At 40.0% G+C, this 16,414-nt stretch carries 19 protein-coding genes and 1 pseudogene; 14 read left to right on the forward strand and 6 right to left on the reverse strand.

All coding sequences use genetic code 11. The annotated features are described in order from the left end of the window. Positions 1–86: 86 nt before the first annotated feature. On the forward strand, positions 87–1,061 hold the full coding sequence (locus tag ACNQGS_RS00715; protein WP_491485674.1) for a F510_1955 family glycosylhydrolase: 975 nt from the start codon (positions 87–89) through the stop codon (positions 1,059–1,061). Between the two features lie 15 nt (positions 1,062–1,076). On the opposite strand, the gene sigK is transcribed toward ACNQGS_RS00715, so the two are convergent. Next, complete coding sequence (sigK, locus tag ACNQGS_RS00720; RefSeq protein ID WP_213144785.1) at positions 1,077–1,796, reverse strand: RNA polymerase sporulation sigma factor SigK; 720 nt, start codon at positions 1,794–1,796, stop codon at positions 1,077–1,079. Between the two features lie 171 nt (positions 1,797–1,967). Continuing rightward, complete coding sequence (gene pssA, locus ACNQGS_RS00725; RefSeq protein ID WP_491485675.1) at positions 1,968–2,507, reverse strand: CDP-diacylglycerol--serine O-phosphatidyltransferase; 540 nt, start codon at positions 2,505–2,507, stop codon at positions 1,968–1,970. A 131-nt stretch (positions 2,508–2,638) separates the two neighbouring features. On the opposite strand from pssA, the gene ACNQGS_RS00730 reads away from it, so the two are divergent. After that, complete coding sequence (locus tag ACNQGS_RS00730; RefSeq protein ID WP_491485676.1) at positions 2,639–3,427, forward strand: phosphatidylserine decarboxylase; 789 nt, start codon at positions 2,639–2,641, stop codon at positions 3,425–3,427. A 58-nt stretch (positions 3,428–3,485) separates the two neighbouring features. On the opposite strand, the gene ACNQGS_RS00735 is transcribed toward ACNQGS_RS00730, so the two are convergent. Continuing rightward, entirely contained in the window at positions 3,486–3,626 is a 141-nt protein-coding gene (locus ACNQGS_RS00735) for a sporulation histidine kinase inhibitor Sda (RefSeq protein ID WP_491485677.1), read from the reverse strand. A gap of 488 nt (positions 3,627–4,114) precedes the next feature. Here ACNQGS_RS00735 and ACNQGS_RS00740 point away from each other — a divergent pair, with 488 nt between their 5' ends. The 8 genes from ACNQGS_RS00740 to ACNQGS_RS00775 are packed head-to-tail and all read left to right on the forward strand — an operon-like array spanning position 4,115 to position 9,141. Next, positions 4,115–4,630, forward strand: a complete 516-nt coding sequence (locus tag ACNQGS_RS00740; RefSeq protein ID WP_491485678.1) for a YqeG family HAD IIIA-type phosphatase — start codon at positions 4,115–4,117, stop codon at positions 4,628–4,630. Positions 4,631–4,633: 3 nt separating this feature from the next. Continuing rightward, positions 4,634–5,740 (forward strand): ribosome biogenesis GTPase YqeH, encoded by a 1,107-nt coding sequence (yqeH, locus tag ACNQGS_RS00745; RefSeq protein WP_491485679.1) that lies wholly within the window; start codon positions 4,634–4,636, stop codon positions 5,738–5,740. A gap of 27 nt (positions 5,741–5,767) precedes the next feature. Beyond that, positions 5,768–6,598 carry a shikimate dehydrogenase gene (aroE, locus tag ACNQGS_RS00750; protein ID WP_491485680.1) on the forward strand — a complete coding sequence of 277 codons (831 nt, stop codon included), beginning with the start codon at positions 5,768–5,770 and terminating at the stop codon, positions 6,596–6,598. Positions 6,599–6,601: 3 nt separating this feature from the next. Next, a complete protein-coding gene (gene yhbY / locus ACNQGS_RS00755; protein WP_213144791.1) occupies positions 6,602–6,892 on the forward strand; it encodes a ribosome assembly RNA-binding protein YhbY in 291 nt (96 codons plus the stop codon). A gap of 17 nt (positions 6,893–6,909) precedes the next feature. Beyond that, positions 6,910–7,479, forward strand: a complete 570-nt coding sequence (locus ACNQGS_RS00760) for a nicotinate-nucleotide adenylyltransferase (protein ID WP_491485811.1) — start codon at positions 6,910–6,912, stop codon at positions 7,477–7,479. Then, on the forward strand, positions 7,469–8,038 hold the full coding sequence (gene yqeK, locus ACNQGS_RS00765; protein WP_491485681.1) for a bis(5'-nucleosyl)-tetraphosphatase (symmetrical) YqeK: 570 nt from the start codon (positions 7,469–7,471) through the stop codon (positions 8,036–8,038). The genes ACNQGS_RS00760 and yqeK overlap by 11 nt, the downstream gene beginning before the upstream one ends. Further along, positions 8,039–8,395: a ribosome silencing factor gene (gene rsfS / locus ACNQGS_RS00770; RefSeq protein ID WP_491485682.1), complete on the forward strand. Its 357-nt coding sequence runs from the start codon at positions 8,039–8,041 to the stop codon at positions 8,393–8,395. Next, complete coding sequence (locus ACNQGS_RS00775) at positions 8,392–9,141, forward strand: class I SAM-dependent DNA methyltransferase (RefSeq protein ID WP_491485683.1); 750 nt, start codon at positions 8,392–8,394, stop codon at positions 9,139–9,141. Before rsfS ends, ACNQGS_RS00775 begins: the two co-directional genes overlap by 4 nt. Positions 9,142–9,848: 707 nt before the next feature. Here the strand turns inward: ACNQGS_RS00775 and comER are convergent. Further along, positions 9,849–10,673: a late competence protein ComER gene (gene comER / locus ACNQGS_RS00780; RefSeq protein ID WP_378584100.1), complete on the reverse strand. Its 825-nt coding sequence runs from the start codon at positions 10,671–10,673 to the stop codon at positions 9,849–9,851. 87 nt (positions 10,674–10,760) lie between these two features. Here comER and ACNQGS_RS00785 point away from each other — a divergent pair, with 87 nt between their 5' ends. The 3 genes and pseudogenes from ACNQGS_RS00785 (at position 10,761) to ACNQGS_RS00795 (ending at position 14,342) form a co-directional block, all read left to right on the forward strand. Beyond that, complete coding sequence (locus ACNQGS_RS00785; protein ID WP_491485684.1) at positions 10,761–11,414, forward strand: helix-hairpin-helix domain-containing protein; 654 nt, start codon at positions 10,761–10,763, stop codon at positions 11,412–11,414. 73 nt (positions 11,415–11,487) lie between these two features. Beyond that, a pseudogene (locus ACNQGS_RS00790) lies at positions 11,488–11,934 on the forward strand (ComE operon protein 2); the annotation flags it as partial. 77 nt (positions 11,935–12,011) lie between these two features. Next, positions 12,012–14,342, forward strand: a complete 2,331-nt coding sequence (locus tag ACNQGS_RS00795; RefSeq protein WP_491485685.1) for a DNA internalization-related competence protein ComEC/Rec2 — start codon at positions 12,012–12,014, stop codon at positions 14,340–14,342. 69 nt (positions 14,343–14,411) lie between these two features. Here the strand turns inward: ACNQGS_RS00795 and ACNQGS_RS00800 are convergent, their stop codons facing one another. Next, positions 14,412–14,546, reverse strand: a complete 135-nt coding sequence (locus tag ACNQGS_RS00800) for a YqzM family protein (protein ID WP_213120113.1) — start codon at positions 14,544–14,546, stop codon at positions 14,412–14,414. Positions 14,547–14,887: 341 nt separating this feature from the next. Between ACNQGS_RS00800 and holA the strand changes: the two genes are divergently transcribed. Further along, positions 14,888–15,904, forward strand: a complete 1,017-nt coding sequence (gene holA, locus ACNQGS_RS00805) for a DNA polymerase III subunit delta (protein ID WP_491485686.1) — start codon at positions 14,888–14,890, stop codon at positions 15,902–15,904. Positions 15,905–15,938: 34 nt separating this feature from the next. Here holA and rpsT read toward each other — a convergent pair whose 3' ends face one another. Beyond that, positions 15,939–16,199: a 30S ribosomal protein S20 gene (gene rpsT / locus ACNQGS_RS00810; protein ID WP_213120116.1), complete on the reverse strand. Its 261-nt coding sequence runs from the start codon at positions 16,197–16,199 to the stop codon at positions 15,939–15,941. Positions 16,200–16,414 lie beyond the last annotated feature (215 nt).

Raw genomic sequence — 16,414 nt, forward strand, 5'->3', positions numbered from 1 at the left:
AATGTCTATAAACTGATTATTTGACAATGATACTAAGGCTGAGTTATAAGTGATAAGAATTAATATTCTCGCTTGGAGGAATAGAAGTGAAGGGTCATAAGTTAATTTATTTTACGATTTTAATCGTGTTTATTTTGGCTGCTGCTGGCTGCACAAATAATACGAAGGAATCTAAAAAGACTGAACAGGATCAAAAAACCGCTGTAATGCCGAAGTTTGATGTTACAGCAGCAAAATCGATAAAGGTTAACCGGATCTATGGGATTGGTTATCCTGGTAATGACAACGCTCTCTATGTAGCAGCGGGTAATGGTCTAAAGATATATAAGGAAGCAAATTGGTTCGAAACGACAACGAACCGTCATCAATATATGGGGTTTCAGGCCGTGGAAGATGGCTTTATCTCAAGCGGACATCCGCAAAAAGGGACAGGTTTAAAAAATCCGCTTGGGCTTGTTAAAAGCGTTAATAAAGGGGAGACCTTAAAAAAGCTGGCCTTTTATGGAAAAGGTAACTATGTTTTCATGGCCTCAAGCTATTCAGGTAAAGGTCTTTATGTGATCAGTGATCAAGAGACGGACCAATTAAATACTGGTGTGAATTATTCTAAAGATAACGGGCAGACCTGGCAGCCTAGTAAATTCAAAGATTTTCAAGCAGATTCGCTTGGAATGATGGCTGTCCACCCGGTCAATGGAGACATTATGGCCATGTCTACTCGGTCGGGCATTTATTATTCCACCGATAATGGAAACACGATGAAGCTTGTGACGGAGCCATTTATGGTTACTGCTCTTACTTTTGCCGGAGATTCTCTTTTATTTTGTAGTGTTGAAAACGACAAAATATTTTTAAAAACTTTAGATCCTGCAACAGCCGAGCAAACGAATATTGCCATTCCATTCTTGGACTACGATAATCCGATTACCTATTTGGCAGTAAATCCAAAGAATCCAAATCAGATGGCCTTCACTACCTACAAAAATGACCTTTATGAAAGCTCAGATGGGGGGAAAACGTGGAATAATTTATTTTTAAAAGGGGAAAAAGAGCAGGAGTAGCCCCTGCTCTTTTTACTATGAGTTTTTTTTCTTTTTTTCCTTCTCAGCCCGGTAAAATTCATGGAACATCTTCATCAGAGCCCGCTTTTCAATCCTAGATACATAGCTTCTTGAGATGCCAAGCTCTTTGGCAATTTCGCGCTGGGTTTTTTCTTTTTGCAAATCAAGACCAAAGCGGCCGATAATCACTTCTTTTTCCCGGCTGTCTAAAACCTCGATATATTTCTTGATTTTTTCAAGTTCCATATTCAACTGAATCGTATCAATAACATCTTCCGATTCTGATTTCAAGACATCGATTAAGGAAATTTCGTTCCCTTCTTTATCCTGGCCAATCGGGTCGTGCAGGGAAACATCCTTTTTTGTCTTCTTTAAAGCGCGAAGGTGCATTAAAATTTCATTTTCTATACAACGTGCAGCATACGTGGCCAGCTTTGTTCCTTTCCCTTCTGAATAACTCTCGATGGCTTTGATTAACCCAATTGTTCCAATCGAGATTAAATCCTCAGAATCCTCACCGGTATTTTCAAATTTTTTTACGATATGGGCAACCAGCCGCAAATTGTGCTCAATCAACATGTTACGCGCATGTGAATCCCCTTCTGCCATCAAGCGCAGGTACTTTCTTTCATCTGCAGCGGATAGGGGTTGAGGAAAGGCGTTGTTCTTTACGTAAGATACAAGAAATAAAAATTCCTTAACCAAATAGCCAAGAGCCGTTAAGATTCCAGACATTCACTTCCACCCCGTATCTTTATTGGACTTTAGCCTATTATTAATTCCTATGAAGAAAACGGGAAATTGTGTCTGTCCAGTTAATTTTATTTGAGTGCGGTAGGAAATATAAAAAAAAAGACCTACTTAGTACTAAAACCAAGTAAGCCAAATTTATTAAATTTCGAATTTTTAAACCTTTCTAAGCTTAAATGTGCTAACCATAAGGAATGAAAGAATGATAATTATAAATAAGAACGTTTGTGACGGCAGGTATGGTATCGCCAAAAAGCTTAAGGTTGCCAAACAGCCAGCAGCAGTAATCGGCAGACCAGTAAAGTAGCCGTTGCTTTCGGTAATATTAAACCTAGCTAAACGAAAGGCACCGCAACCAATGTAAAATACAGTGAAAAATGAACCGGGGCCGCCGAATTCATTTAAAATTCCTTGGTATAGTAATAGTGCAGGGGCAACTCCAAATGATATAATATCACTCATGGAATCTAATTGTTTACCTAATTCTGACTCAATATTAAATTTTCGGGCGATCATTCCATCAAATCGATCTGCCAGCGCCGCAATAAAAATGAGTAGTAAGCTTAATCGCAAATTCCCATGCAGACCAAACACGATGGCAAATCCACCTAATGATAAATTAGCTAAAGTGATGACATTTGCAGTTTGCGATTTTAATTTCTTGACGGTTTGATCTATAACATCCAATAAAAACATTTTTTACCTACCACTCCTTTCTTCAAGCCGAAGGAATTTATAATTTCCACAGTTTACTTTATAATATTTAATTTTAAGGGTTTTATGTCTATTCGTAAAGAGTATTTTTACACTATTTGGGGGTAATACCAGTGATACAGTCCTTTTACCGATTATTTATTGAATTAACGAATGGAAGGTGGACATCAAGCTTCTTAAAAAGATTTGCCAGGTCCCGTGCGAGCCGCGTCATTGTCCCTTCCTTTGCAAGAGTTTATCATCTCAATTTAGGAGAGATGGAGAAGGAACTGCACGAGTTCCCTACCCTGCATGATTTATTTGTCAGAAGGCTGAAGAAGGATGCACGGAAAATTGATGAAGCAACCGATTCTGTGGTGAGTCCGGTTGATGCAGTCATTGAAGATGTTGGGAAAATCAATCAGAATAGTGAGATTCTTGTAAAAGGAAAAACGTATTCTATCGAAGAAATGCTGGGGGATGCAGGAGCTTTGCCAAAATATTTAAATGGTACGTATATGATTCTATACTTAAGCCCAAGTCACTACCACCGGATTCACAGCCCGGTAAGCGGTACGGTTACTAAGCAATGGAAGCTTGGTTCAAAATCCTATCCTGTTAATAAGCTCGGGCTAAAATACGGAGTTCGTACACTAGCCAAAAACTACCGTGTTATTACAGAAGTTCAAACAGATTTTGGACATGTGTCGATCGTGAAGGTTGGGGCTATGTTTGTCAATTCTATTGAAACCATTCATGAGGGTTCAGATTTAACAAAAGGCGGTGAGATGGCTTATTTTACCTTTGGGTCAACAGTGGTGTTGCTGTTTGAACATAACATCTTCGAGCCTGCTGTGGATCTAGAAACTCCTAAAGAAATTAAAGTCGGCGAAAAAATTGGTACCCTATTAAAATCAAAATGAGGCGCGCAAAAATAGCGCCTGCTTTTGGGCAAAAAGAAAAGCCCATTTGGGCAGTTAATTATGATGATTTTCTTATTTTATAAGAAAGGGACCGACGGCGAATTTCGGACTCAATAAGGTTAATAAATTCGCTGCTTAGGTTTAATTCTTTTGCTTTAAAGTAAGATTCAATCAGTAATTCATCGGAAAGTTTACGCATGTCTGATTCCACCTCCGGTTTATAAATTGATGGTTCTATTTTAGTAAAAGGGAACATAATATAGTAAGTTCATATGGTGTACCCTAAATCTACCAAATTTATTCCTGTAGAACAATCGTTCTAATTATCCACAGGATAAGGTGGATAACTTGTGATTAGCTTGTTTATAAAACGATGAAAAGTGTATGATTCAATGGGTATAATGTTAATAACGTTATCCACAGATGTCGGGAAAGCAGATGTTTGTCGAAAAATATTTTTATTTTTTTATGAAACTGCCTTTTTCTTTGTAAATCTGATATGATTCTGCCTATTTTGCATACATACCTATCATGTATTGTCGGGATTTGAAGAACAATAAGATTAAGAATAAAATGGTTTTGCTTTTTCTTTTGAAACCAAAGTTAAAATTAGTTATGATGGTACAAGAATAGGGAAATCCTTGGCTTCATCACCAAAGATTAGTAATTTAATGAGGTGTACGCTTAGTGCTAAAACAATTTTTACCTGATGAACACGTGAAGAGCATTCTTGAGATATCTCCGGAACAATTAAAATCAAGAGGCATAAAGGGAATTATTACTGATTTGGATAACACATTGGTGGAATGGGACCGTCCAAACGCAACTCCCGCTTTAATTAAATGGTTTGAGGAATTAAAAAAGCAAAATATCCTAGTAACAATTGTTTCAAACAATAATAAAGAACGGGTAGGAGCCTTTGCAGATCCTCTCGAAATTCCGTTTATTTTTCAAGCCCGAAAGCCGCTTGCAAAGGCTTTTAAGAAAGCAATTACACAAATGGGCATAAAAAAAGAAGAGGCTGTCGTGATTGGCGATCAGTTGTTAACCGATGTGCTTGGCGGAAACCGCAGCGGCTTTCATACCATTTTGGTGGTGCCTGTTGCCCAGACAGACGGATTTTTCACAAAATTTAACCGTTTTGCAGAACGGCGGATTTTAAATTGGTTTCGAAAAAAAGGAATGGTTTCATGGGAGGATTAATTAGTGAGTGACCTACAACATATATGCATAGGCTGCGGAATAAAGGTTCAGACAGAAGACCCTGAGAAAATTGGTTATGCTCCCGCTTCCGCATTGGAAAAAGAAACAATTATTTGTCAAAGATGCTTTCGTCTCAAGCATTATAATGAAGTACAGGATGTCAGCTTAACTGATGACGATTTTTTAAAAATACTAAATGGAATCGGCAAAACTGATGCGTTGGTTGTCATGATAGTCGATATTTTCGACTTTAACGGCAGTTGGCTTCCTGGGCTGCACCGGTTTGTCGGCGGCAATAAAGTGATCCTCGTTGGCAACAAGGTCGATTTGCTGCCGAAATCAGTTAAACATAATAAATTGATTCATTGGATGAAGCAGGAAGCACGGGAGCTAGGGTTGCGTCCTGAGGAGGCATTTTTGGTCAGTGCGGCAAAGGGATGGACGATGAAAGAAACAGCCGCTGCCATAGATGAATACCGCAATGGAAAGGACGTCTATGTAGTCGGCTGTACGAATGTTGGAAAATCTACCTTTATCAATCGGATTATAAAAGAGGTGACCGGCGAAGGGGATATCATTACGACCTCTCACTTTCCTGGCACGACGTTAGATATTATCCAAATTCCGCTTGATGACGGAAGATCATTAGTGGATACACCGGGAATTATCAATCACCATCAAATGGCGCATTTTGTTGATAAAAGGGATTTAAAAGTGATTACGCCTAAAAGAGAAATCAAGCCGATGGTTTTTCAATTGAATGAGGGGCAGACATTATTCTTTGGCGGGCTGGCCCGGTTTGATTACGTAAGCGGAGGCAGAAGATCTTTTGTTTGTTATCTTTCCAACGATTTAAACATCCATCGGACAAAAATCGAAAATGCCGATGAGCTTTATGAAAAACATGTTGGGGAAATGCTGACCCCTCCTCGGCAAGAGCAACTGGAAACATTTCCGGAGCTTGTCAAACAAGAGTTTTTCATTAAGGAAGCCAAGACAGATATTGTTTTTTCCGGTCTTGGCTGGGTGACTGTCAATGAACCAGGAGCTAAGGTAATCGCCTATGTTCCCAAAGGTGTTCAAGCATTATTACGAAAATCATTAATATAAAAAGTGAAACTGGGTGGGGAGAAATACGTGAAAAAGCTATATGCGGTTATTGGATATCCAATCGGGCACTCCATGTCCCCGGTGATGCACAATGATTTATTTTCTTTTTATCAAATCGATGGCCATTATCTCCCTTTTCAAGTGGCACCGGAGAACCTCGAGGATGCTGTGAAAGGCTTAAAAGCAATTGGGGTTGGTGGATTTAATGTAACTGTTCCTCATAAAAGCAGGATCATCCCTTATCTTGATGAGGTAGACGAACTGGCGAATGCAATTGGTGCGGTAAATACCGTCGTTAATGAAGGCGGCCGTTTGATTGGTTATAATACAGACGGACCTGGATTTCTAACGGGATTGAAAAACCAATTTGCTTCTATTGAGGGAAAAAAGATTCTTGTGATTGGAGCGGGCGGTGCGGCCAGAGGTATTTATTTTACTTTGGCAAAGGAAAAACCCGCTAAGATTGATATTGCCAACCGGACTGTGGAGAAAGCTTGGAGTCTCATTAATGATTGTCCGTATACCAATTCATCAGCTGCCTTTTCTTTGGAGGAAGCGGAACAGGCTTTGGAAGATTACGACTTAATTATCCAGACAACCATGATTGGGATGGCGCCGGAAATTTCTGAACAGCCGCTTAAACTGGACAACTTAAATAAACAGGCAATTGTTTGTGATATTATTTACAATCCGCTGAAAACAAAATTTTTACAAGACGCGGAACAAAAAGGTGCACGAATTCAAAATGGGATTGATATGTTTGTTTTTCAAGGGGCTCTTGCTTTTGAAAAATGGACAGGGACTTTCCCGGATGCAGAACGAATGAGAGCAATTGTGCTCAAACAACTCGGAGGTTAATACATGTTAACAGGAAAACAGAAACGATTTTTACGTTCAAAGGCTCATCATTTAGATCCGATTTTTCAAGTTGGAAAGGGCGGCGTAAATGAGAACATGGTGAAGCAAATTGCCGATGCTCTTGAGGCAAGGGAACTCTTCAAAGTAAGTGTCTTACAAAACTGCGACGAAGATAAAAATGTGGTTGCCCAGCAGCTTGCTGATGGGGCAGGGGCAGAATTAGTACAAATTATCGGAAATACGATTGTCCTTTATAAGGAATCGGTTGAAAATAAACAAATTACTCTTCCCTAAAGTAAAGGTGGGGTTGTATTGTGAAGGTTGGAATTTTGGGCGGAACGTTTGATCCACCACATTTCGGACATCTTTTGATTGCTAATGAGGTTTTAGCCGCTCTTTCGCTTGATGAAATTTGGCTTATGCCGAATCGAGAGCCTCCGCATAAGAAAAAATCGGAATCGATTTCGAACAATGACAGGCTTCAGATGCTGGATTTGGCCGTTGAAGGGAATCAGGCATTCAAAATTCAGCCAATCGAACTTGACAGGGAGGGGCCATCCTATACCCTTGATACGATGAAGGTCCTTAATGAAACCTATCCCGGGCATCAATTTCATTTCATAATTGGAGCCGACATGATTGAATATTTGCCTAAATGGCATAAAATTGATGAACTGGTTAAGCTTGTCCAATTTGTCGGCGTACAAAGACCTTCCTACAGCCATCTTACAGAGTATCCTATTCTGTACGTTGATGTACCGGCGATGGAGGTATCTTCAAGTATGATTAGAGAAAGATTTAAAAACGGAAAAACTGCGCGTTATTTAATGCCTGATTCCATCATCCAATATATTGAGGAGAACCATTTATATGGAACGTGATGTAGCATTAAAGCTTGTAAAGGAACAATTAACGGAGCATCGCTACCAGCATACCTTAGGCGTAATGGAAACAGCCATCGCGTTAGCTAGAAGGTATGGGGCAGATGAAAAAAAGGCCGAAACGGCTGCTATTTTTCATGATTATGCCAAATTCCGCCCAAAAGAGGAAATGAAGGAAATTATTAGGACCCAGGGTTTTTCTCAGGATCTGCTCAGGTTCAATGCTGAACTTTGGCATGCTCCTGCCGGCACCTATCTTGTTGAGAAGGAAGCAGGGATTAAAGACAGAGAAATTCTCGATGCTATCCGTTACCATACATCAGGAAGGCCGGGAATGAGCCTGCTTGAAAAAATTATCTATTTAGCGGATTATATTGAACCAGGCAGACACTTTCCGGGTGTTGAGGAAGTACGGGAAATGGCAAAAGAGAATTTAGATAAAGCATTAATCCAATCAGTCAAAAATACGATATTATTTTTAATGAAAAAAAATCAGACTGTCTATCCAGAAACGTTTCATACGTATAATGATTTAATCCAAAATGGAAGGGTTGAGTAAATGGACAATCAAGAACTACTTCAATTGACAGTTAAAGCAGCGGATGATAAAAGGGCTGAAAACATTCTTGCGCTAAACATGAAGGGAATTTCGCTAATTGCCGATTACTTTATGATTTGTCATGGAAATTCCGATAAGCAGGTTCAGGCAATCGCAAGAGAAATTAGGGAAAAAGCCAATGAAAAAGGGCTTGATGTGAAGAGAATGGAAGGTTTTGATGAAGCGCGCTGGGTGTTAATCGATTTGGGGGACGTTGTTGCCCATGTCTTCCATCGTGACGAAAGAAGCTATTATAATTTGGAGCGCTTGTGGGGAGATGCCCCACGGGTTGACGTCTTGAGTGAATTAAATTCATGACAAGCTACCAGCATTTCGCCTATCTTTATGATGAACTCATGAAGGACGCACCATATGATGAATGGATTCGATTTGTTGAAGAGAAGCTTGCCAAATACGATATTAAAGGCAGCAAGCTGCTTGACCTAGCCTGTGGAACAGGGCAGCTTTCTGTTCGTTTTGCCAAGAAGGGCTTCCAAGTGACCGGATCTGATTTGTCGGCTGACATGCTGGCTGTTGCCCAAGCAAAAGCAGAAGCAGAGGGGCTTGTGATTCCATTCTTTGAACAGAATATGGCTGAATTCGAAAACGTGGAGCAGTTTGATGTCATCGGCATCTTTTGCGATTCCTTGAATTATTTGGAAACGGAACAAGAGGTTAAAGAAACCTTTTTGCATGTTTTTCAACATTTACATCAGGGCGGACTTTTTATTTTTGATGTTCATTCTATTTATAAAATCACTCAAGTCTTTATGAACCAAACCTTTGCTTTAAATGAAGACCATATCGCTTATATTTGGAATAGCTTCCCAGGGGAGGAGCCAAATAGCGTGGAGCATGAGCTAAGCTTTTTTGTCTTGGATGAAAAGTCGGGAAGATACGATCGTTTTGATGAGCTTCATTATCAGCGAACCTTTAGTGTTCAGCAATATTCCGATTGGCTGGATGAGGCAGGCTTTCAATTATTAGAGATAAATGCTGATTTTGAGCATGCTAAACCACAAACCCATTCAGAACGAATATTTTTTATTGCACACAAAAAATAAAGCCATCATAAAAAAAATGCTTTCAGATTGTCGAGAAAGGTTCTTTTTCTCGGCAATTTATTTTATCCCTGCTAACAGGCCTGTTGATTTCCGCTCCGGGCACTCGCTTTCCGCGGGGAGGTCCTGGAGCCTCCTCGGCGCTTTGGCGCCTGCGGGGTCTCCAGTGACCTCTATTTCCCGCAGGAGTCGAGTGCCCTCCGCTCCAATCAACAGGGAGGCAAATCAACCAGAGGTATTGCAACACACATTTTCCAGCCTTGCCAAGTGTGCGCAATCCTTTTTATATTTTGACAGGCTGCACATTTCATAAATAAATTCATATTCACTTGGCTATACTCTTTTGGCTTAAACAAAATTCACCACTTATTATATTGAAATTGAAGGACTTTATTAAATACACCTGTTGATTGGCGCGGAAGGCACGAAGACTCCTGCGGGAGCACGGGACAGGGGAGACCCCGCAGGAGCGTAGCGACGAGGAGGCTCGCCGGCACGCCCGCGGAAAGCGAAGTGCCTGGAGCGCCAATCAACAGCCTTGGTGAAAAGCCTTATTATTAATAATATGATCGCAAATTAACGCGTGAATTATTAAAGAAAATGAATAAAATAAAAGGCTATCGGAAGTTTCTCGACAGCCTGAAAGCCATCATAAAAAAGATGGCTTTTTTTTTATTTATACATGCAGGAATTTGCAAAAATTTGACGAATTAATGTTTTGAGATATGCAATTCTACTTTATCAAGATCTTCCTTGAATTTTGCGTGGGTGGCTTGAAATACATGTTCGAACATTTCCCCAAGCTCATTGTCGAGCACCTTAATTCCTTCTCCGGTAATTCCGCCTTTCACACAAACTTTTTCCTGGAGCGATGGTAAGGTATAATGGCCTTGCTTAAGCAATTCACCAAGACCTACAATCATCTCACTGGCCAAAACTGTGGCTACTTTTTCATCGATTTCCGTTTCCTTTACGGCAGCATTAATAAATGCCTGCAGCAAATAGCTGAAAAATGCAGGTCCGCAGCTGACAATATCCGATGCTACTCTTGTTACCTTTTCATCAATATCGACTGGGACTGAAATCTTTGTCATTAAATTGTCCATTTCCAATCTCCAATTATCCCGACAGCTTTCCCCATAGGTCATTAAGGAAACTCCCGAAAGAGCCCGATTTGTGATGCTTGGGATGACTCTTACCACAGAACAAGAAACCTTACTCTCAATTTGTGCTGTACTGATAGGGCTTGTTATCGAAACAAGACATTTATTTTCCGTCAAATGGGGATTTATCTTATCTATCACCTTAAAAACATCTAATGGCTTTACACAAACAAATATTAAATCGGATTGAGCCGCAACTTCTACTTCATTTGCCCCAACCCTAATTTCCTTGTATTTATCTTTAAGCAACATGGCTTTAGCGATCGTTCTGTTCGTAATCAGCATCGAAGAAGGAGATACGGCTTCTCCGTCGATTAACGCTTCCACCAAAATCCTCCCCATATTACCGGTGCCGATAATGCCAATATTCATTGTTTCGACCCTCCTTCACCTCAGAGTTTCTTTTATAACCTTATGAGGAATGTTTGTAAAATATACCTTTAGAAAGGATGGAGCCAAGTGAAAGACTGGTTGATGGAACATAAGAGTTATGCTGTTGTTGTTGCATTGCTTGTCGTGGTCTTAATTTTTTATTTTTACCAAAACGGTGCTAGTGAAGCTATCGAACCGCAGCCCTTAGCGACTGATAAAGTATCAGAGGCTGGCAGTGTTCAAGAAAAATCTGAGGAAAATATGGGGAAGATACAGAGTCAAACAGTTGCAGTCATCATGGTAGATGTAAAGGGACAGGTGAAACAGCCGGGTGTTTATAAAGCCTCAGAGGGGGAGCGGGTTATTGATGTGGTTAGCCGTGCGGGAGGTGTAACCGAACAGGCCGAGCAAGGCCAAGTGAATTTTGCTGAACGGGTAAAGGATGAAATGGTCATTTATATTCCGGCAAAGGGTGAAGGGGCGGTGGTTCTCCCGGAGGAATCGGGAAATGGAGTAATGGTCTCAGGGGGGGCAGGTCAGAATGAAGGGAAAATTAATCTCAATAAAGCGGACGTCAATGAACTGCAAAACCTACCTGGTATCGGGCCGGCAAAGGCAGCGGCGATCATCGATTACCGGGAAACAAGCGGACCCTTTAAAGGAGCAGAAGATTTAAAGAATGTCAGCGGAATCGGTGAAAAAACGTATGAAAAATTAAAGGATTTGGTTACGGCGCCATAATTCTATCATTGACGTTCATGGACAAGCACTATTAAACTTAAACAAAGAAAACATCATCAAGGGAGTGGCTAAGGTGAATCGTATTTCATGGGATCAATATTTTATGGCGCAAAGTCATTTGCTTGCACTGAGGAGCACTTGCACCCGGCTCACAGTTGGGGCGACCATTGTCAGGGATAAGCGGATTATCGCCGGGGGCTATAACGGTTCCATTGCCGGCGGAGACCATTGTATCGATAAAGGTTGTTATGTCGTAGATAATCATTGTATTCGTACTATTCATGCTGAAATGAATGCCCTTTTGCAATGTGCAAAATTTGGCGTTCCGACAGCAGCAGCGGAAATTTATGTGACCCATTTTCCTTGTTTGCAATGCTGTAAAGCGATTATCCAGGCTGGCATTAAAACTGTTTATTATGCTGAAGATTATAAGAATCATCCTTATGCAATTGAACTGTTTAAACAAGCGAATGTAAAAGTGGAAAAGGTAGAATTAACCGAATCAGTGATAGATTTTCGAAAGGTTAATTCATAACCTTTGTTTGGCGCCGGACTTGAATCCGGCGTCAATATTATTCAAAGACTGGAGAAGGCACGATGACCGGAAAATATATTTATTTTGCAGTTGCAGCTCTTTTGGGAGTATTGGCAGCACTGACCCATTTTCTGCCCTATTTTATGTTGTCCATCCTTTATCTGTTTGTTTTGCACCATTTTAAAAAGTTTCAACCTTACCTATTATCTGTAATAACCGCAGTATGGCTTGTATTTTTCCTCTTTGGCTTTCAGGCAGCCAGCTACAATCATACGAAAATTCCTGAGACTGTCGCTTCATTTTCCCTTGAATATATTCAAGACCCCAAAATAGACGGTGATTTATTACAAATCCAGGCAAAAGAGCATGTTTATAAAGAAAAACTCATTATCCGCTACAAAATGAATTCACAACAAGAAAAAGAAGACCTTAAAGATAAGTCTTTTTATGGGTATGTATGCAAGCTGTCTGGTGATTTGAAGAAACCAAAGATAGCTAAAAATCCGAATGGCTTTGACTATCGTAATTACCTTAAAACAAAAGAAATTTACTGGATTGTTGAAAGTAAGGAAAATCCTCTGAGTAACTGTACTCCTGTAAAGAGAAATTCCCCGTTCACTCTCATTCAAGATCTCCGCTTTATGGGAATACATTACCTCGAAAAACAGTTTCCAACCGAAATTGCATCATTATCTTCCGCTTTAATTTTTGGCGAGAGGGGAATGCTTAGCCCGGATTTACAGGAGGATTATCAAAAGACAGGACTCGTTCATTTATTGGCGATCTCAGGACTCCATGTTTCCCTCCTGATCGGGATGGTTTTTTATATGGGGATAAGATTGGGTTTGACTAGACAGACGATGACGAATTTTCTTTTGATGGTATTGCCTGTATATGTTATCTTAACTGGCGCGTCTTCGTCAGTAATTCGTGCAGGTCTTATGATTTTTCTTGTTCTGGCAGTAATAAAGTGGAAGAAACAGCTTAAATTGCTGCCCCTTGATGCCATAAGCCTTGCCTGTATCATATTTCTGACCTTTAATCCGTTGGTGGTGTTTGACGTCGGCTTTCAATTATCATTTACAGTAAGTGCCGCCATCATCTTGTCTGCAAAGTATATTTTGGGGAAATACTCGATTACTATTATCCAAATGATGGTCATTTCCGCAGCCTCTCAATTAACCGCACTCCCTTTTCTGCTGTATCACTTCTTTGGATTGTCCTTCATAGGAATAGTAGCTAACTTAATCTATATCCCGTTATTTTCATATGTTTATCTTCCTGGATTGTATGGTTTATTTTTTATTCAACTTGTATTAGGGTGGACTCCGGGAATCCTCATAAAATTCTTCATGTCTATAATTTCCCTTTTTAACACTTTAATTGCTTTACTTGCTGATTTAAACTTTGCTGCATTAGTGCCCGGAAGACCAAATCTTTTCTTTTTACTATTTGATATTGTGGTGATTGTTTGTATTTTTTACATTTGGGAAAAGAGGGGCTATCCAAATAGAAAATGGCATCTTGTCGGTTTATCTGCCGCTCTATTGACATTTCAATCAGGCTGGAACTGGGCCGACCCCTTTGGTGAGGTAACGATGATCGATGTGGGTCAAGGAGATAGTATCTTCATCCATTTTCCCCGTGGTGGCGGGAATTATTTGATTGACACGGGTGGAACGATGAATTTTATGGATGAAAATTGGCAGAGGCGGGCGAAACCGTACGAAGTGGGAAGAGATGTTGTTGTTCCATTTTTAAAGGGAAAAGGAATCACAAAAATTAATAAATTAATCTTAACACACGGGGATATGGATCATATCGGGGGTGCCAAATCTATAATAAAAGAACTTAAAGTAGAAGAAATTCTTCTGCCCTCAGTCGCCGAACCATCTGCCATGGAGGAAGAAATCAAGGCGGAGGCGGAAAAAAAGGGAATAAATCTCGTTCACGTTTCTTCGGGATATCGATGGGGAAACGCGAATCATCAATTTTATATACTTAGTCCGGATGAGGACTTTAAAGGAGAACGAAACAGCGGGTCGCTTGCCATTTTTGCCCGTTTCGGAGGGTTGAATTGGTTTTTTGGCGGAGATTTGGATAAACCGGGTGAGGAAAGAATTATCCAGAGATATCCAGAATTAACGGTGGATGTCCTTAAAGCCGGACATCATGGGAGTAAAACATCAAGCTCTGAAGCCTTTATTCGGCAGGTTAAGCCTAAAGCGGCCATTATTTCTGTCGGGGAAGAAAATCGATTTGGACACCCCCATCAGGAGGTGATTAAGCTTTTAAAAGAAGTAAATGCAGTAATTTATAGAACTGACCTGCAGGGAGCAATTACTTACAGTTTTTATAAAAATACAGGAACCTTTTCTACGTTTTTGCCATAAGATACATCACTTAATAAAAAAAGAGGCTGCGGGTAATACAGCCTCCTCGAAACTCTTATGTAGCATTAATTAAGAACCGATCAGCTTAATGACTGTAGCAATGATAAACATTACAGCAAAAAAGCCAAAAGACACACCAAATCCAACCCCTGAATCAATTGCATCGTTACGCTTGCTTTGCGGATTTTTTTCAAATTGGTTCACAGTCTACCCCTCCTATTTCACAATATAGTATAAGCGATTTCCTTAAAAAAATCCAGCCTCCCCTAAATGCTTTTCCTGTACTGACAAGTGTTGTCAAAATAGTTTGACTAACAAAGGGCTACAATAAGCTTACCAAAGGAACTCCGCCTGATATATCGGTACCTAGGGCCGATAAAAGCAGGCGTTCATTATAGATCGGGAATTGGCACTATGGCGAATGCTGTCAATTCCCTTTTAATTATTCGGAAATAACTATTTCAAACCTAGTGTTTTGTACTTGTCAAATTGTCCAAGCTTCATTACGATAATAAAGAGTGAAATAAAGGGGAGCGCTGGACAAAATGGTAACAGATGTGTGGCGAAAAATTAAACAAAATCATATTGCTCCAATTTATTTATTATATGGAACAGAAAGCTTTTTAATCAACGAGACCAAGCACTTGCTGCTAAACCATATATTAAATGAAGAGGAAAAGGACTTTAATTTTGCAGCCTATGATTTGGAGGAGACTCCGCTTGAAATTGCGGTAGAGGATGCGGAAACCTTTCCTTTTTTAGGGGAAAGAAAGGTCATTTTTTTACATAATCCGATTTTTTTAACAGCTGAAAAATCGAAAGAAAAAGTCGAGCATAATATAGCAAAGCTCGAGGCCTATATAAGGGAGCCGGCACCGTATACTGTCTTGGTCATTTCGGCACCTTATGAGAAATTAGATGAACGAAAGAAAATTACAAAAGAACTTAAGCGAACTACAGAGGTTGTCGAGGCCAAAAAATTAAATGAGCATGAACTGAAAAATTGGGTAAGGGACCGGGCGAAGACAGCAGGAATCGAAATCGAGGCTGATGCTGTGGAGCAGCTGCTCGCGCTTTCGGGCACCAACTTATTCATGCTTTCGAGTGAACTAGAAAAGCTTGCTTTATATGCTGCAAATGAGAAAAGAATTGATGCGTTGCTTGTAGAAAAATTGGTTGCTCGTTCATTGGAGCAAAATATTTTCACGCTAATCGAAAAAGTGGTGCAGCGGAAATTGGAAGAAGCATTAAGGATTTATTTTGATTTGTTAAAGCAAAATGAGGAACCAATCAAAATATTGGCGCTGCTTTCTAATCAATTTCGCTTGATTTATCAAGTGAAGGAGCTGTCACGACGCGGATATGGCCAGCAGCAGATTGCCGGTTTCTTGAAGACCCATCCATTTCGAGTGAAGCTAGCTCTTGGACAGGCAGCGCAATTTGCGGACGAGGAGCTTGCAAATCTCATGAGCCTCCTTGCCGAAGCCGACTATCAAATGAAAACCGGCGGGATGAATAAGTCTCTGCTGATTGAAATGTTACTGTTCAAATTAAAGAAATAAAAAAACGATTCCTGAAAAAGGAATCGCTTTTTTATTATAGTGCGTTGATTTTCTTCATTAGGCGAGCTTTTTTACGAGCTGCAGCGTTTTTGTGGATAAGACCTTTTGCAGCTGCTTTATCTAATTGGCTAGCAGCATTTACTAAAGCTTCCTTCGCAGTAGCAGCGTCGTTAAGAGTAACAGCAGCTTCTACTTTCTTTACTGAAGTACGCATTGCAGATTTCGCCATTGTATTTTGAGCATTACGAGATTCGCTAGTTTTTACACGCTTAATAGCAGATTTAATGTTAGGCATCAATTTCACCTCCTGTAAAGAATCGAGACTATATGAACTCGACTAAACATTCATAAACAATTATTCGCAACAAGAGATATTTTATCAAATGGTCAACTAGATTGCAATATAGAATTCATTAGCTCGGATAGAATAAATTGCATGTTTTCTTTGAAAAGGGGCAAAAATAGGAAATAGTTTCTATTTGCAGGAAATCTTTTTTTTCTAATGGAGGA

The organism is Neobacillus sp. PVCKKU3 (genome assembly GCF_058323225.1).